Origin of the sequence: Nonomuraea sp. NPDC049695, from assembly GCF_040674955.1 — a bacterium.
In the GTDB taxonomy this organism is placed as follows: Bacteria; Actinomycetota; Actinomycetes; order Streptosporangiales; family Streptosporangiaceae; genus Nonomuraea; species Nonomuraea helvata.
In genome coordinates this window covers 15,978-28,936 of record NZ_JBFANV010000026.1, presented here as the reverse complement: position 1 = coordinate 28,936, position 12,959 = coordinate 15,978, and the positions used below count along the sequence as shown (strand labels likewise).

Below are 12,959 nucleotides of genomic sequence, written 5' to 3'. Positions count from 1 at the left end.
TGAATATTGTGACAATTGTTGTTCGAGAGACGGCTAGCCGGAAATATCACCATCCGTCAACTCGATAGAAAGAGCCGGCATCGATTGTTCCGCGTCGGCATACCGTCACCTGCGAAACAAGCATGGGTCCTCGCATTCCGCCCACGAGCGCGCGCCCGGCCCCACATAATGGCGGGGAATTCCACCATTCAATTGGGAGCCCCCCACCCATGAGGACCAGTGAAAAGCCTGCCGTCAACGCGGCGGCGGGGTTGTCCGGCCCGGCCTCGCGCAAGCTCCCCGTGCCCCCTCGAGAACGCAAGCCGGCCCTGGCGGCCCTGGCCGTTCTCCTCATACTCGGCGGCGCGCTGGCCACGACCCTGCTCGTGCTGCGCAGCGGCGACCGCGTCTCCGCCATCCGCGTCACCCAGCAGGTCGGCGCAGGCCAGAAGTTCCCTGAGCAGGCACTCGAAGAAGTCAAGATCGCGGCGGACAGCGGCGTCGACTACGTGAGCTGGTCGCAGCGCGACCTCGTGACGAAGAGCTTCGCGGCCGTCACGGTCCTCCCCGGCACCTTGCTGACGAACAAGATGGGCGTCAGGGCGAGCACCGAGCTGGGCGAGGGAAAGGCGACCGTCGGATTGTCCCTCAAGCCGGGGCAAATGCCGTCAGGAGTGCAGCCGGGCGACCGCGTCCAGGTGATATACGTGCCGAGTCGTTCCGGCCAGGGACAAACCCGCGTACTCGCGGAAAGCGCGCTCGTCTTCTCGGTCGGCGACAAGTCCCGGACAGGAAATTCCGGTCAGATCACCGTGGTCGTGGATGCGGCGTCGTCGCCGGAATTGGTGGGGTTCGCCTCTAGCGGGGAGATCGCCGTGGCCGAGCTACCGGGGGCACGCTGACGTGGCGCTGATCGTACTGGCCGCCGACAAGGGCGCGCCGGGTGTGACCACTGCGGCGACGGCCCTGGCGGCGGTGTGGCCGCGTCCCGTGCTGCTGGCCGAATGCGACCCCGCGGGCGGCGACCTCGCCTACCGGCTCCCGGCCGTGGACGGCGGCGTGCTCAATCCCGGCAAGGGGCTGCTCACGCTCGGCGCCACGGCGCGGCGCGGGCTGGAGCCCGCCCAGATCCACCAGCACACCCAGAAGATCGTCGGAGGGCTCGACGTGCTGCTCGGGCTGACGCACAGCGAGCAGGCCGCCGGGCTCACCTGGCTGTGGGGGCCTTTGGGCAGGTCGCTCGCCGCCATCCCGGACGCCGACGTGATCGCCGACTGCGGCCGACTCGGCGCGAGCCCGCAGCTCGGCGACCTGATCGCCGAGGCCGAGCAGGTCGTGCTGCTCACCAGGGCCACCCTCGACCACGTCGCCCACCTGCGCGAACGCCTCCAGATCACCAAGGCGCACGGCGTCGCCGTGATCGCCGACCCGCGTAACTACCGCGCCTCCATCGAGGACGTGCGCAGGATCGTCGGCCCGGTCGTCCCGTACGTGTACGGCCTGGCGTACGACCCCAAGGGCGCCGAGCTGCTGCGCGGCCAGTGGGGCGGCCGCCTCGACCGCTCGCTGCTCATCCGTACGGCACGCGACCTGGCGGCGAGGCTGGTGAGCCAGCGATGATCGACCACTCGCTCGTCAAGCGCTTCCGCCAGGAGGTCGGCGACCGCCTGGCCCACCAGCGCCGGCTCGACCAGGCCAACGGCCTGCCTCCGATGACGGGGGAGGACGAGCGCCAGTTCGCCAGGGCGCTGATCTCCCAGGTGCTCGAGGAGCACGCCCGCAACGAGATCGGCCTCGGCCGCACGCCGCCCACGGTCGAGGAGGAAGAGGCGCTCGCCGCCGGCATCCACGCCGCGCTGTTCGGGGTGGGCAGGCTGCAGCCGCTGCTCGACGACCCCGAGGTCGAGAACATCGACATCAACGGCTGCGACAAGGTGTTCGTCAGCTACGCCGACGGCCAGGAGGTCATGCACGACCCGGTCGCCGAGTCCGATGACGAGCTGATCGAGCTCATCCAGATCCTGGCGGCGTACTCGGGCCTGTCGAGCAGGCCGTTCGACACCGCGAACCCGCAGCTCGACCTGCGCCTTCCCGACGGCTCCCGGCTGAGCGCCGTCATGGACGTCACCGTCAGGCCGGCGGTCTCGATCCGCCGCGCCCGCCTCGGCAAGGTCTTCCTGTCCGACTTAGCAGGCAACGGCACAATAAGTCGGGATATCGCGAGGTTCTTGACGGCCGCCGTCGCCGCCCGCAAGAACATCATGATCGCCGGATCCACCAACGCCGGCAAGACCACCCTGCTGCGGGCCCTGGCCAACGAGATCCCGCCCGGCGAGCGCCTCATCACCGTCGAGCGCGCCCTGGAGCTGGGCCTCGACCAGTTCCCCGAGCTCCACCCCAACGTCGTCGCCTTCGAGCAGCGCCTGCCCAACTCCGAGGGCCAGGGCGAGATCTCCATGGCCGAGCTGGTCAGGCGGTCCCTCCGCATGAACCCCAGCCGCGTCATCGTCGGCGAGGTCCTCGGCGACGAGATCGTCACCATGCTCAACGCGATGACCCAGGGCAACGACGGCTCCCTGTCGACCATCCACGCCAACTCCAGCATGGAGGTCTTCAACCGCATCTCCACCTACGCCCTGCAGGCCAGCGAACGCCTCCCCATCGACGCCACCCACATGCTCATCGCGGGCGCCATCGACTTCGTCGTCTTCATCACGAAGCGCAACGACTACAACGTCGGCGGCACCCTGCGCCGCTACGTCTCCAGCATCCGCGAGGTCAACGGCTGCGACGGCCGCGTCCTGTCGAGCGAGGTGTTCGCGCCGGGCCCCGACGGCACCGCCCTCCCGCACGCCCCGGTCTCCTGCCTGGAAGAGCTCGCCGCCCACGGCTACACGCCAGGGGGGTGGTGAGCCATGCTGCTCGACCCCTTGGCGATGCTGGCGGGAGCTCTCGGCGGCGGTGGCCTCTTCCTGTTCTTCATGTCCCTGTACGGCATGCGCCCCCGCCCGCCCCAGCCCAAGCGCCACCTGATCAAGATGCTGACCACCCGCACGGCGGTGGCGGCCGTGGCCGCCGGGCTCGTCCTGATCATCACGGGCTGGCCGGTCATGGCGGCGGGCACGGTGCTGCTCGTGTTCGCCTGGCGCGGCCTGTCGGGCGGGGCCGCCGAGGAGCGCGCCGCCATGCGCCGCCTCGAAGGACTGGCCGCCTGGACGGAGTCCCTGCGCGACACGATCGCCGGCGCGGCCGGGCTCGAGCAGGCCATCCCGTCGTCCATCAGGGCCGCCGCGCCCACGCTCAGGCCCCACCTGCGCGCCATGATCGACCGGCTGCACACCAGGATGGCGCTGCCCGAGGCCCTGGCGCTGTTCGCGGACGAGCTCGACGACCCCTCGGCCGACCTCGTGGTGGCCGCGCTCATCCTCAACTCCCGCCTGCGCGGCCCGGGCCTGCGCGACGTGCTGGGCGCGCTGGCCGTCTCGGCCCGCGAGGAGCTCGACATGCGCCGCCGCGTCGAGGCCGAACGCCGCGCGACCAGGCGCAGCGTCCAGATCGTGGTGATCACCGCGCTGGTCTTCGCCGGGCTGCTCATCCTGTTCAACCCCTCGTACGTGGCCGAGTACGAGGGCTTCCTCGGCCAGGCCGTCCTGGTGGTCGTCGCCGGCCTGTTCGGGGCCGGGTTCGCCTGGATGAGGCGGCTGGCCAGGTTCGACAAGCCGACGCGGCTGCTCATGGGAGGAGGCGGCGATGGTTGAGGGCGCGCTGGGCGGAGCCGTACTCGGGCTCGGCCTGTTCGTGCTGCTGAGGGCGCTCTTCCCGGCCCGCCCAGGGCTGGTGGCGCGGCTGCTGGCACTCGACGCCGTGCGCGAGGACGCGGGCGGCCCGCGCATCCAGCTCGTGCTGCCCGAGGAGGAGGTCAGCGCGTTCCGCCGCAGCCTGGGCGAGCGGCTGGCCCGCCTGTACGGGGCCCGCGGCTGGGAAGCAAAGTCGATCAGGGCCGACCTGGCGCTGCTCGGCCGCTCGTTCGAGGCGTTCCTGGCCGGCAAGGTGCTGCTGGCGGCCGGCGGCCTGCTGGCCTTCCCGCTGCTGCTCGGCTGGCTGGTGCTCATGGAGTGGGGCACCTCGCTCGCCATCCCGTTCTGGGCCGCCGTGCTCGTCGCGCTCGTCTTCTTCTTCCTGCCCGACCTTCAGGTACGCAAGGACGCGGCGGCCAGGCGGCGCGACTTCCGCCATGTGGTCGGGGCGTTCCTCGACCTCGTCTCCATGAACCTGGCCGGCGGCCGCGGCGTCCCCGAGGCCCTCATGATGGCCGTCTCGGTCAGCGGCGAGCAGCCCAACTGGGCGATGGGCCGCATCCGCGACGCGCTCAGCGGCGCCAGGATCGTCGGCATCACTCCATGGCAGGCGCTCGGCCAGCTCGGCGAGGAGATCAACGTCGACGAGCTGCGCGACCTGTCCGCCGCGCTGGGGCTGGTGGCCGACGACGGCGCCAAGGTACGCGCGTCGCTGACGGCCAGGGCCGCCACACTGCGCCGCCGCGAGCTGGCGGAGATCGAGGGCAGGGCCGGCGAGCGGTCGCAGTCGATGCTCGTCGCTCAGCTCCTGCTCTGCGCCGGTTTCGTGATTTTTCTCAGTTTTCCCGCCGCAATGAAGATGTTGGGGTCCTGATGAACCATCCCTGGATCGTGTATCTCACCGCGTACCTGAGCGTGCGCATCCACCGCGCCCGCACGGCTCCCACCCGCGGCGCCTCCGCCGTCGAGTGGGTGATCATCACCGCCATCATCGCCGGTGTCGCGCTGGGTCTGGCCACGTTGATCAAGACGCTGGTCGAGCAGAAGCAGAGCGACATCCAAGGCAGCTTCGGCGGTGGCGGCGGCGCCGGTGACAACCCGTAAAAGGGGCGAGCGGGGCGCGACGGTGATCGAGCTGGCCATCCTCATGCCGGTCATCCTGACGGTCGCGCTGCTCATCGTGCAGGTCGCGCTCTGGTTCCACGCCCGCCAGGTCGCGGAGGCGGCCGCCCAGGAGGGCGCGCGTGTGGCCAGGGCGGCGCCCTTCGACTCGGGTGACTGGCCGGGCCAGGCCACCGCGAAGGCCACCGACATCATCCAGGCCATCGGCCCGAAGCTCCTCCAGGGCGCCACGGCCACGACGTCCGAGAAGGAGCCTGACGAGCGCTTCGTCACGGTGACCGGCAGCGCCGTACAGGTGATCCCGCTCCTGCCCGAGCTGACGTTCACGATCACCGCCACCGCGGGCGGGCCCGTCGAGTGCTTCCGCCCCGACAACGGCGGCGAGGACTGCTCATGAGCGGGGGAGAGCGCGGCTCCATGGCCGTGGAGACCGTGATGCTGGCCCCGGTCTTCCTGCTGTTCCTCATGTTCCTGGCCGGAGCCGGGGTGCTGGTGGAGACGCAGGGCCGGGTCAACGGGGCGGCCAGGGACGCGGCCCGCGCCGCGTCGGTGCAGCGCTCGTTCGACGAAGCCGAGGCCGCCGCCAAGGCCGTCGCCGACAGCGCGCTGACCGGCCCCTGCGGGTCCCCGTCCGTGTCGCTGGACGGCTCCGCATGGGAGCAGGGCGGCCAGGTCCAGGCCGAGGTGAGCTGTGAGCTGGACCTCGCTTTCCTGGGGTTCGGCGGCGCCAAGCAGATGACCGGCACGGCGGTGGTGCCGATCGAGCAGTTCAGGAGGGTCGATGAATGAGCGGGGGTCGATGTCGGTCTTCACCGTGCTCTTCTCCGTCGCCGTGTTCCTGCTGGCCGGGCTGCTCGTGGACGGCGGCGCGGCGATCAACGCCCGGCTGCGCGCCGCCGACGTGGCCGAGCAGGCCGCGCGGGCCGGCGCCGACCAGATCGACGTCGACCACCTCCGTGCCACCGGGCAGACCCGGCTGCTCGGGGAGGACCAGGTGTGCGCCAGGGCCGACGAGATCGTCGCGGCGCAGGGCGGCGACGACGTGACCCGTGGCCAGTGCACCGTGGACCAGGCGCAGGTGACGGTCACCGTGTCGGTGCGGGGGGAGGCGTTCTTCCTGAGCGCGATCGGGTTCCCGGACTTCAAGATGACCGGCCAGGCGGTCGCCGCGCCCGAAGCGAGATAGACCGAATCGCACCACTCAATGGATCGGCGCACGTACCAGGCACGACGCTGGACGGCGGAGGGGAGAGACGATGGCGACGCGAGAGCCAGCGCGTCCGCACGGACGTCACAAGCCCGTGCGCGTCAAGGCCAGGCGCAGCGCGGGTGACGTGCTCGCCGGGATCGCGTCGCTGATCGTGCTGGTCGCGCTCGTGGGCGGCGTGCCGTACGCGCTGCTCACCTTCGTCGGCCCGCCGATCGCGCCCGAGCTGCTCGACCTCGACCTGCTCACCAGCCGCGTCGGCCCGAGCACGATCACGGCCGTGCTGGTGCTGCTGGTGTGGCTGGCCTGGTTCCAGCTCTTCGTGTGCGTCCTGGTCGAGGTGTACGCCGGGGTCCGCAGGGTCGGCATGCCCGCCCGCGTGCCGCTCTCGGGCGGGACGCAGGCGCTGGCCAACAAGCTCGTCGGCGCCGTGCTGCTGCTGTTCACGACAGGGGCGATGATCGCGCCGCTGGTCAAGCTGGCGCCGACCCCGGCCGCGCCGCCCGTGACGGCGGTCGCGTACTCGGCGCCGATCGTCGAGAAGACGCTCGAGACGAACAAGACCAAGAAGGTGTACGTGGTGCAGCCCCCGCACGGCCGGCACCACGAGAGCCTGTGGGAGATCGCCGAGAAGTGCCTCGGGGACGGCCGCCGATATCCCGAGATCTACCGGCTCAACCAGGCGAAGGAGCAGCCGGACGGCAGCCGCCTGCGCATGGCCGACCTGATCAGGCCCGGCTGGGTGCTCGACATGCCGGACGACGCCAGGCACGTCCACATCGTCCCCGCCGACCAGCCCCGCGAGGAGACGCTGCGCGAGTATCCCGGCAGAGCGCACGTGGACCGCAACCTCGAGCACGGCTCGAAGACCGACCATGCCGAGAAGAGGGTCGAGAAGAAGACGGAGAAGAAGACCGAGGAGAAGACGGGGGCCAGGCACCGGCCACCGGAGCAGCGGGCCGAGCAGCGGCCCATCGTCCAGGAGAGCCAGGCCGACCTCACCGACTACCTCGCCTCGGCCTCGCTGGCCGCCGCCGGCCTGCTCCTCGTGCTGGCCAGGCGGCGGCGCGAGCAGCTCTGGCGCAGGATGTTCGGCCGCAGGATCGTACGCCCGCGCGACGACGCCGCCCAGGCCGAGATCGCGCTCCGGCTGGGCGGCGACGCACCGGGCGCCCGCATCCTCGACATCGGCCTGCGGCTGCTCGGCGCCGAGCTGGCCGCACAGAACCGCACCCCGCCCACCGTGTACGGGGCACACCTGTCGGCACGCACGCTCGACCTGTGGATCCACCCGCCGGACGAGAACCCGCCCGCGCCCTGGACGACCCAGGACGGCGGCCAGGTCTGGCGGCTGCCCGCCCACGAAGGCCGTCTCTTGGAGGACCAGCCGGGCGGTGCGCCGTACCCGGGGCTGGTCTCCATCGGCACGGACGCGAGCGGGCGCGTGCTGATCGACCTGGAGGCCGCGCAGGGCCTGATCAACGTGCGCGGCCCGCAGACCACTGCCGCGCTGGCCGCGCTCGCCGTCGAGCTGGCCACGAACCGCTGGTCCGACCGCATGCGCATCACTCTCGTCGGGTTCGGCGCGGAGCTGACCGCCATCGCGCCCGACCGGATCAGGGCCGTGGGCGGCCTGGCCGAGGTGCTGCCCGAGCTGGAGGCGAGCGCGGCGCCGCGCAGGGAGGTGCTGACCGGGCGCATCTCCGGCAGTCCGCGCGACGCCCACTACCTGCTGTCGGCGGTGGCGCCCACGCATGAGGAGGCCAGGCGGCTCGCGCTGCTGGCCCGCAGGGACACCGCCGGGTACGTCCTGGCGGGCGAGGTGCCGCACGCCACCTGGACGCTGGAGATCGGCGACGACGGCCGGGCCAGGATCGCCGAGCTGGGCTTCGACGTGCAGGCCCAGCTCCTGCCGCGCCGCCACTACCAGGCCCTGATCGACCTCTTCCGCACGGCCGACCGGGTCGACGGCGAGCCCGTCCCCGAGCCCGAGCCGCTGGAAGGGCTGCACCAGCCCGCCGTCGAGATCAGGATCCTCGGCCCCATCCAGGTCACGGGCCTGCGGCCGCTGGAGGAAGGCCGGATGGCGCTGGCCACCGAGCTGCTGGTCTACCTGGCCACCCATCCCGCCGGCGTGCATCCCTCGGTGCTCGGCGGGGTGCTGTGGCCGCGCGGCGTGCAGGCCATGGTGAGGGACGCCACGATCGCCAGGGTCGCCGAATGGCTGGGGCCCGACCACCTGCTGACCGACGAGGCCGGCCGGCTGAGCCTGGGGCCCGAGGTGCGTACGGACTGGGCGCTGTTCCGCGAGCTCGTACGCCGCTCGCACGGCGACCAGACGGCCAGGGCCGTCCTGCTGGAGAAGGCGCTCGGCCTGGTCAGGGGCCCGCTGCTGACCGGCCGCCAGCCGGGCAGGTACGCCTGGCTGGCGGCCGAGGACCTGGAGTACGACGTGGCCGCCGAGGTGGCCGACGCGGCGCACCGGCTCTGCGAGCTCAGGCTCGCGCACGGCCAGCCGGACGCCGCCGTGGCGGCCGTACGCGCGGCGCTGCTGCTGGCTGCCGACGACGAGGGCCTCTGGCGCGACCTGCTGCGGGCCACGCACGCGACCGAGGACGTCGTACGGCTGCGCGCCGTCGTGGAGGGGCTGACCCGCAGGGCGGCCTCGCACCCGTACGGCGGCGGGATGGCCCCGGAGACCGAGGCCTTGATCGAGGAACTGCTGCCCACGTGGCGCATCCATGTGGTGAGGGAGTCATCGGCATGAGACGAGTCCTGGTGCTCTTGGCGGTCCTCCTGGCCGGCTGCGGGCAGGCCGAGCGCGCGTACACGCCCGCCCCGGTGCAGAGGCCCTCAGCGAATGGCTCGGAGAGTCCCGGACCGGCGGAGAAGGCGCTGCCGTCCGGCCCCCAGACCATCGCCATCGGCGAGGGCCTGCGCGTGCGGGTGGAGTGGCCCGCGGATCCCGACCCGCTGCTGAAGGTCATGGTCGACCAGTACGTGGGCACCCGCAAGGCCGTCGTGGAGGGCACCCGCGGCTACAGGCGCGATCTCGAGATCAACGCCGAGGAGCAGGCGTCGGAGTGGGTGAACCAGCTCGTCGATCAGGAACGCTCGCTGCGGGGGACGAGCCGGCTCTACAAGCTGCGCGTCAGCGCGCAGATGGGAAAGGGCGCCCAGGTCAACGCATGTGTGGATGAGTCGGGGGTGCGGATGATCTCTTCTCGCACCGGCAAGGCCGTCGCCCCTCAACCCGATTGGCTGCGCACCCCCTACAGCCAGAGCGTGGTCACTCACCGTGGTGACGACGGGGTGTGGCGCATCAGGTCCTACATCACCTCCACAGAGAGATGCACCCGATGAAACCTTTGATCGCGATACTGCTCGCGGTGCCGCTGATGCTCTTTCCGACAGATCCCCCCAAGGTTGACGTCGACGCAGGTGGGGCCGGCAACACCAGGTTCGTGGACCTTTCGACCGACACCATCAAGATCTCTGGTGACGGCGCCGGTGGCGGCAAGGGGGACGGCTATCGCATTCCGCGTCCGTGCTGGTACGAACCCAGCCTGAACGCCGAGGAGATGTACCGGCTGCACAGCACGGGCCGCGACCGGGCCAACCGGCTGGGCATCGAGGAGGGGAGCCGCCTGGCCTTCGAGCAGCAGTTCAAGGACAAGCTGGGGAAGCCGGGCCGGTGGTGGGTGCCCGCGTACAACAAGGCCGACCCGAACGGCGCCGCCTGCTGGGGCGGCCTCGAGCTGTTCATCTTCGTGCCGCCGAACGTCACGCCCCCGTCCGGGATCACGATCGAGCAGCTGGCGCAGATCGCCAGGGCCGCGCTGACCGTCCCGGAGCCCACCGTCAAGCTGAACCCGGACGCCAAGAGCTTCGTCAACCTGCCGACCTATGTCTGGCTGGAGAACGTCGGCCGGCCGCGCCGCACGGTCACCGCGTCGATCCCCGGCGTCATGAGCGTGACCCTGGTGGCGACGCTGCAGGACATCAAGATCGACCCTGGTACCGGCAAGGACCGGGCCGAGGTGCGCGAGGACGGCTGCGGGCCGTCAGGCAAGCCGTACGTCAAGGGCGCGGAGTTCACGTGCGGTGTGCGTTACCTGCGCTCGTCGATCGACCAGCCGCGCGAGAAGTACACGCTCACCGTCACCACCGTCTGGCCGGTCCAGGCGGCCGGCAACGTGGTGCCGTTCCAGTTCGCGCCCGTGCAGGTCGGTGGCACCCGGGACGTGCCGGTCGGCGAGATCCAGAGCAACGTCAAGCCCTGACCACCGCGACCAGCGGGGCCAGTTCGGGCTGCTCGGCCGCCTCGTCCAGGACCTCCTTCAGCACGGCGTCGTGCGTGGGACCTGCCCGGCCGAGCAGCTCGAACCCGGCCTGCGTGACCTCCGAGTAGATGCCGCGCCTGTCGTCCTCGCACAGGTAACGCCTGAGCAGGCCGCGGTTCTCCAGCCTGGTGACCAGCCGTGTCGTGGCGCTCTGGCTGAGCACGACGGCCCTGGACAACTGCTGCATGCGCATGTGCCAGCCGTCCTGCCTGGCGAGCGCGTCCAGCACTGTGTATTCGCTCACACTCAGCTCGTGCTCCTTCTGGAGCGCTTTCTCCAGCCTGTCCTCGATTTTCGCGTGCAACGCCGCGAGCGTGCGCCAGCCCTGGGCGCGCGCCTCCACGGCGTCATCGGCTAGGGGCATGTGACAGCCTCCCCGGCATCCTTGTATGGTCAGTTAGTCGGCGTGTGCAAATAATGTCCACGCTTACTAACGTCGTCTGAGGAGTAGTCTATGCCTCTCGCCCTGTTCGCCCTCGCGATCAGCGCCTTCGGCATCGGGACCACGGAGTTCATCATCAACGGGCTGCTGCCGGAGGTGGCGGCCGACTTCGGCGTGACGATCCCGGCCGCCGGGCTGCTCGTGTCCGGATACGCCCTGGGCGTGGCGGTCGGCGGGCCGCCGCTGACCATGCTCGGCGGGCGGTTGTCGCGCAAGACCATGCTGTTGTCGCTGATGGTGCTGTTCATCGTGGGGAACCTGCTGTCGGCCCTGGCGCCCTCGTACGCGGTGCTGATGATCGGGCGCTTCCTGTCCGCTTTCGCGCACGGCGCGTACTTCGGAATCGGCTCGGTGGTCGCCGCCGACCTGGTGGCGCCGCAGAAGCGGGCCAGCGCCATCGCCCTGATGTTCACCGGCCTGACACTCGCGAACGTCCTGGGCGTGCCCCTGGGGACCTGGATCGGTCAGGCGTTCGGCTGGCGGGCCACGTTCTGGGTCGTGGTCGCCATCGGCGTGGCCGGGTTCGCCGGCGTCCTGGCCCTCGTGCCTCGACAGCCGCGCCCGTCCGGCGGCGTCTTGCGGGAGCTGTCGACGTTCCGCAAGCCCGGCGTCTGGCTGGCCCTGGCGATGACCGTCTTCGGCTTCGCGCCGGTCTTCGCCGTCATCACGTTCATCGCGCCCATCATGACCGGTGTGGGCGGCTTCTCGCCCGGAGCGGTGCCCGTGGTCATGGCCCTGTTCGGGGTCGGCCTGGTGGTGGGCAACCTGGTCGGCGGCAAGCTGGCGGACCGGGCGATCATGCCCAGCATCTATGGCTCGGTCGCCCTTCTCACCCTCCTGGCCGTGGCGGTCGCCCTGGTGTCGGGGAGCCAGGCGGCCTTCGTGATCACCATCACGCTCTTCGGCGTGGCCGCCTTCGCCACGGTCCCGCCCCTGCAGACCCGCGTCCTGGACGCCGCCGCCGGGGCACCGACCCTCGCCTCGGCGGCCAACATCGGCGCCTTCAACCTGGGCAACGCGATCGGCTCCTTCGCGGCGGGCCTCACCATCGACGCCGGCCTCGGCTACACGGCTCCCGCCTGGGCCGCCGCCCTGCTGGGCCTGGTGGGGCTGGCGGTGGCGGGAGCGGCGGGCATCCAGGCCCGCCGCCTGGTGCCCGCCTGACCAGGGGCCAGGGCTGGCGCGGAGTGCCGCGCCGGCCCTGATCGGCTCGGCTCAGTCGAACAATTCGTCGACTCTGGTGGCTGTGACGGCCTTGCGGATCCAGGCCTCGAGGGTGTCAAGGTCGGTGCACTCGGTGATGCGTGTCCGTGCCTCGTCGGGGACGTGGATGCCGCGCGCCTCCAGGACGAGGAGGATCGACTTGGCCTCGCCCTTGGCCTCGCCTTCGGCGACCCATTCGAGAAGCAGTTCGCTTCTGGACGCAGGTGCCATGGTCATCACGAACTCCCTAACCTTGGGCAGCATTGACTCGGGTAGAAGCGGGAACGCAATCTCAGCGTAGTCTTTCATCTCGCTGGGCTTACGCTCGACTGCGTAGAGGAGTGTTTGAACTACCTTGAGGCCTGACTCGGACTGGCTGTGCACGATGGCCGAAAGCGTGGCGAGTGCGGGCTCCTCGATGGCCCAGGCCAGGTCGGTGATCACGGGTACCTCGCCTGGGCCGATGACGATCGGGTGTAGCACCCAACCCGGATGCCCCATATCGATGGGTTCCGTGTGCTTGCGGGCTGTCTCCGGGTTGTCGCAGAAGACCAGGAGTAACGCTGGGCACTTCTGGCGGGCGCGGAGAGTCGCGAGATAGACGGGCCAGGACCAGCGTTTCCGCTTGTCGTATTCGCGTTGGACCTCCAGCACGACCGCTGACACTGGCTTGCTGTCCTTCGTCAGCAGGACGACCGAATCGGCCCGGTATTCGGTCGGCCTGAAGCTGGTGAAGTCGCAATTACCCAGCTGGGCCTCTTGGAAGGGGGGTATGGAGACGCCCATCTCGGCCAGCAGGGTAGTGACGAGAGACGGGCGCTGGCGTACGAGTTCTATGAGGAACTCGTGTTCCTGCGTCGGCATGG

At 70.7% G+C, this 12,959-nt stretch carries 15 protein-coding genes; 13 read left to right on the top strand and 2 right to left on the bottom strand.

Annotation, left to right across the window (positions count from 1 at the left end; genetic code table 11):
* Nucleotides 1-209: 209 nt before the first annotated feature.
* From AB0J64_RS23005 to AB0J64_RS22950, 12 genes are all read left to right on the top strand, one after another.
* Complete coding sequence (locus AB0J64_RS23005; RefSeq protein ID WP_364030011.1) at nt 210-881, top strand: hypothetical protein; 672 nt, start codon at nt 210-212, stop codon at nt 879-881.
* Between the two features lies 1 nt (nt 882).
* Nucleotides 883-1,599, top strand: a complete 717-nt coding sequence (locus tag AB0J64_RS23000; RefSeq protein ID WP_364030008.1) for a hypothetical protein — start codon at nt 883-885, stop codon at nt 1,597-1,599.
* On the top strand, nt 1,596-2,891 hold the full coding sequence (locus AB0J64_RS22995; protein WP_364030005.1) for an ATPase, T2SS/T4P/T4SS family: 1,296 nt from the start codon (nt 1,596-1,598) through the stop codon (nt 2,889-2,891). The genes AB0J64_RS23000 and AB0J64_RS22995 overlap by 4 nt, the downstream gene beginning before the upstream one ends.
* A 3-nt stretch (nt 2,892-2,894) precedes the next feature.
* The gene (locus AB0J64_RS22990; RefSeq protein ID WP_364030002.1) at nt 2,895-3,737 is read left to right on the top strand and encodes a type II secretion system F family protein; all 843 of its coding nucleotides are present in this window, start codon (nt 2,895-2,897) and stop codon (nt 3,735-3,737) included.
* Nucleotides 3,730-4,650, top strand: a complete 921-nt coding sequence (locus AB0J64_RS22985) for a type II secretion system protein (protein ID WP_364029999.1) — start codon at nt 3,730-3,732, stop codon at nt 4,648-4,650. Before AB0J64_RS22990 ends, AB0J64_RS22985 begins: the two co-directional genes overlap by 8 nt.
* Nucleotides 4,650-4,880 carry a hypothetical protein gene (locus tag AB0J64_RS22980; RefSeq protein ID WP_364029996.1) on the top strand — a complete coding sequence of 77 codons (231 nt, stop codon included), beginning with the start codon at nt 4,650-4,652 and terminating at the stop codon, nt 4,878-4,880. The genes AB0J64_RS22985 and AB0J64_RS22980 overlap by 1 nt, the downstream gene beginning before the upstream one ends.
* Nucleotides 4,867-5,295 carry a TadE/TadG family type IV pilus assembly protein gene (locus AB0J64_RS22975; RefSeq protein WP_364029993.1) on the top strand — a complete coding sequence of 143 codons (429 nt, stop codon included), beginning with the start codon at nt 4,867-4,869 and terminating at the stop codon, nt 5,293-5,295. Before AB0J64_RS22980 ends, AB0J64_RS22975 begins: the two co-directional genes overlap by 14 nt.
* The gene (locus tag AB0J64_RS22970; protein WP_364029990.1) at nt 5,292-5,687 is read left to right on the top strand and encodes a TadE/TadG family type IV pilus assembly protein; all 396 of its coding nucleotides are present in this window, start codon (nt 5,292-5,294) and stop codon (nt 5,685-5,687) included. Before AB0J64_RS22975 ends, AB0J64_RS22970 begins: the two co-directional genes overlap by 4 nt.
* Nucleotides 5,680-6,084, top strand: coding sequence for a flp pilus-assembly TadE/G-like family protein (locus AB0J64_RS22965; RefSeq protein WP_364029987.1), 405 nt, complete (start codon nt 5,680-5,682; stop codon nt 6,082-6,084). The genes AB0J64_RS22970 and AB0J64_RS22965 overlap by 8 nt, the downstream gene beginning before the upstream one ends.
* 70 nt (nt 6,085-6,154) lie before the next feature.
* On the top strand, nt 6,155-8,872 hold the full coding sequence (locus AB0J64_RS22960; RefSeq protein ID WP_364029984.1) for a BTAD domain-containing putative transcriptional regulator: 2,718 nt from the start codon (nt 6,155-6,157) through the stop codon (nt 8,870-8,872).
* Nucleotides 8,869-9,468 carry a hypothetical protein gene (locus AB0J64_RS22955; RefSeq protein WP_364029981.1) on the top strand — a complete coding sequence of 200 codons (600 nt, stop codon included), beginning with the start codon at nt 8,869-8,871 and terminating at the stop codon, nt 9,466-9,468. The genes AB0J64_RS22960 and AB0J64_RS22955 overlap by 4 nt, the downstream gene beginning before the upstream one ends.
* Nucleotides 9,465-10,388: a hypothetical protein gene (locus AB0J64_RS22950; protein WP_364029978.1), complete on the top strand. Its 924-nt coding sequence runs from the start codon at nt 9,465-9,467 to the stop codon at nt 10,386-10,388. The genes AB0J64_RS22955 and AB0J64_RS22950 overlap by 4 nt, the downstream gene beginning before the upstream one ends.
* Here the strand turns inward: AB0J64_RS22950 and AB0J64_RS22945 are convergent.
* Complete coding sequence (locus AB0J64_RS22945) at nt 10,378-10,812, bottom strand: MarR family transcriptional regulator (RefSeq protein WP_364029975.1); 435 nt, start codon at nt 10,810-10,812, stop codon at nt 10,378-10,380. The genes AB0J64_RS22950 and AB0J64_RS22945 overlap by 11 nt on opposite strands.
* Nucleotides 10,813-10,902: 90 nt before the next feature.
* Between AB0J64_RS22945 and AB0J64_RS22940 the strand changes: the two genes are divergently transcribed.
* The gene (locus tag AB0J64_RS22940) at nt 10,903-12,054 is read left to right on the top strand and encodes an MFS transporter (protein WP_364029972.1); all 1,152 of its coding nucleotides are present in this window, start codon (nt 10,903-10,905) and stop codon (nt 12,052-12,054) included.
* A gap of 51 nt (nt 12,055-12,105) precedes the next feature.
* Here AB0J64_RS22940 and AB0J64_RS22935 read toward each other — a convergent pair whose 3' ends face one another.
* Nucleotides 12,106-12,957 (bottom strand): hypothetical protein, encoded by an 852-nt coding sequence (locus tag AB0J64_RS22935; RefSeq protein WP_364029969.1) that lies wholly within the window; start codon nt 12,955-12,957, stop codon nt 12,106-12,108.
* Nucleotides 12,958-12,959 lie beyond the last annotated feature (2 nt).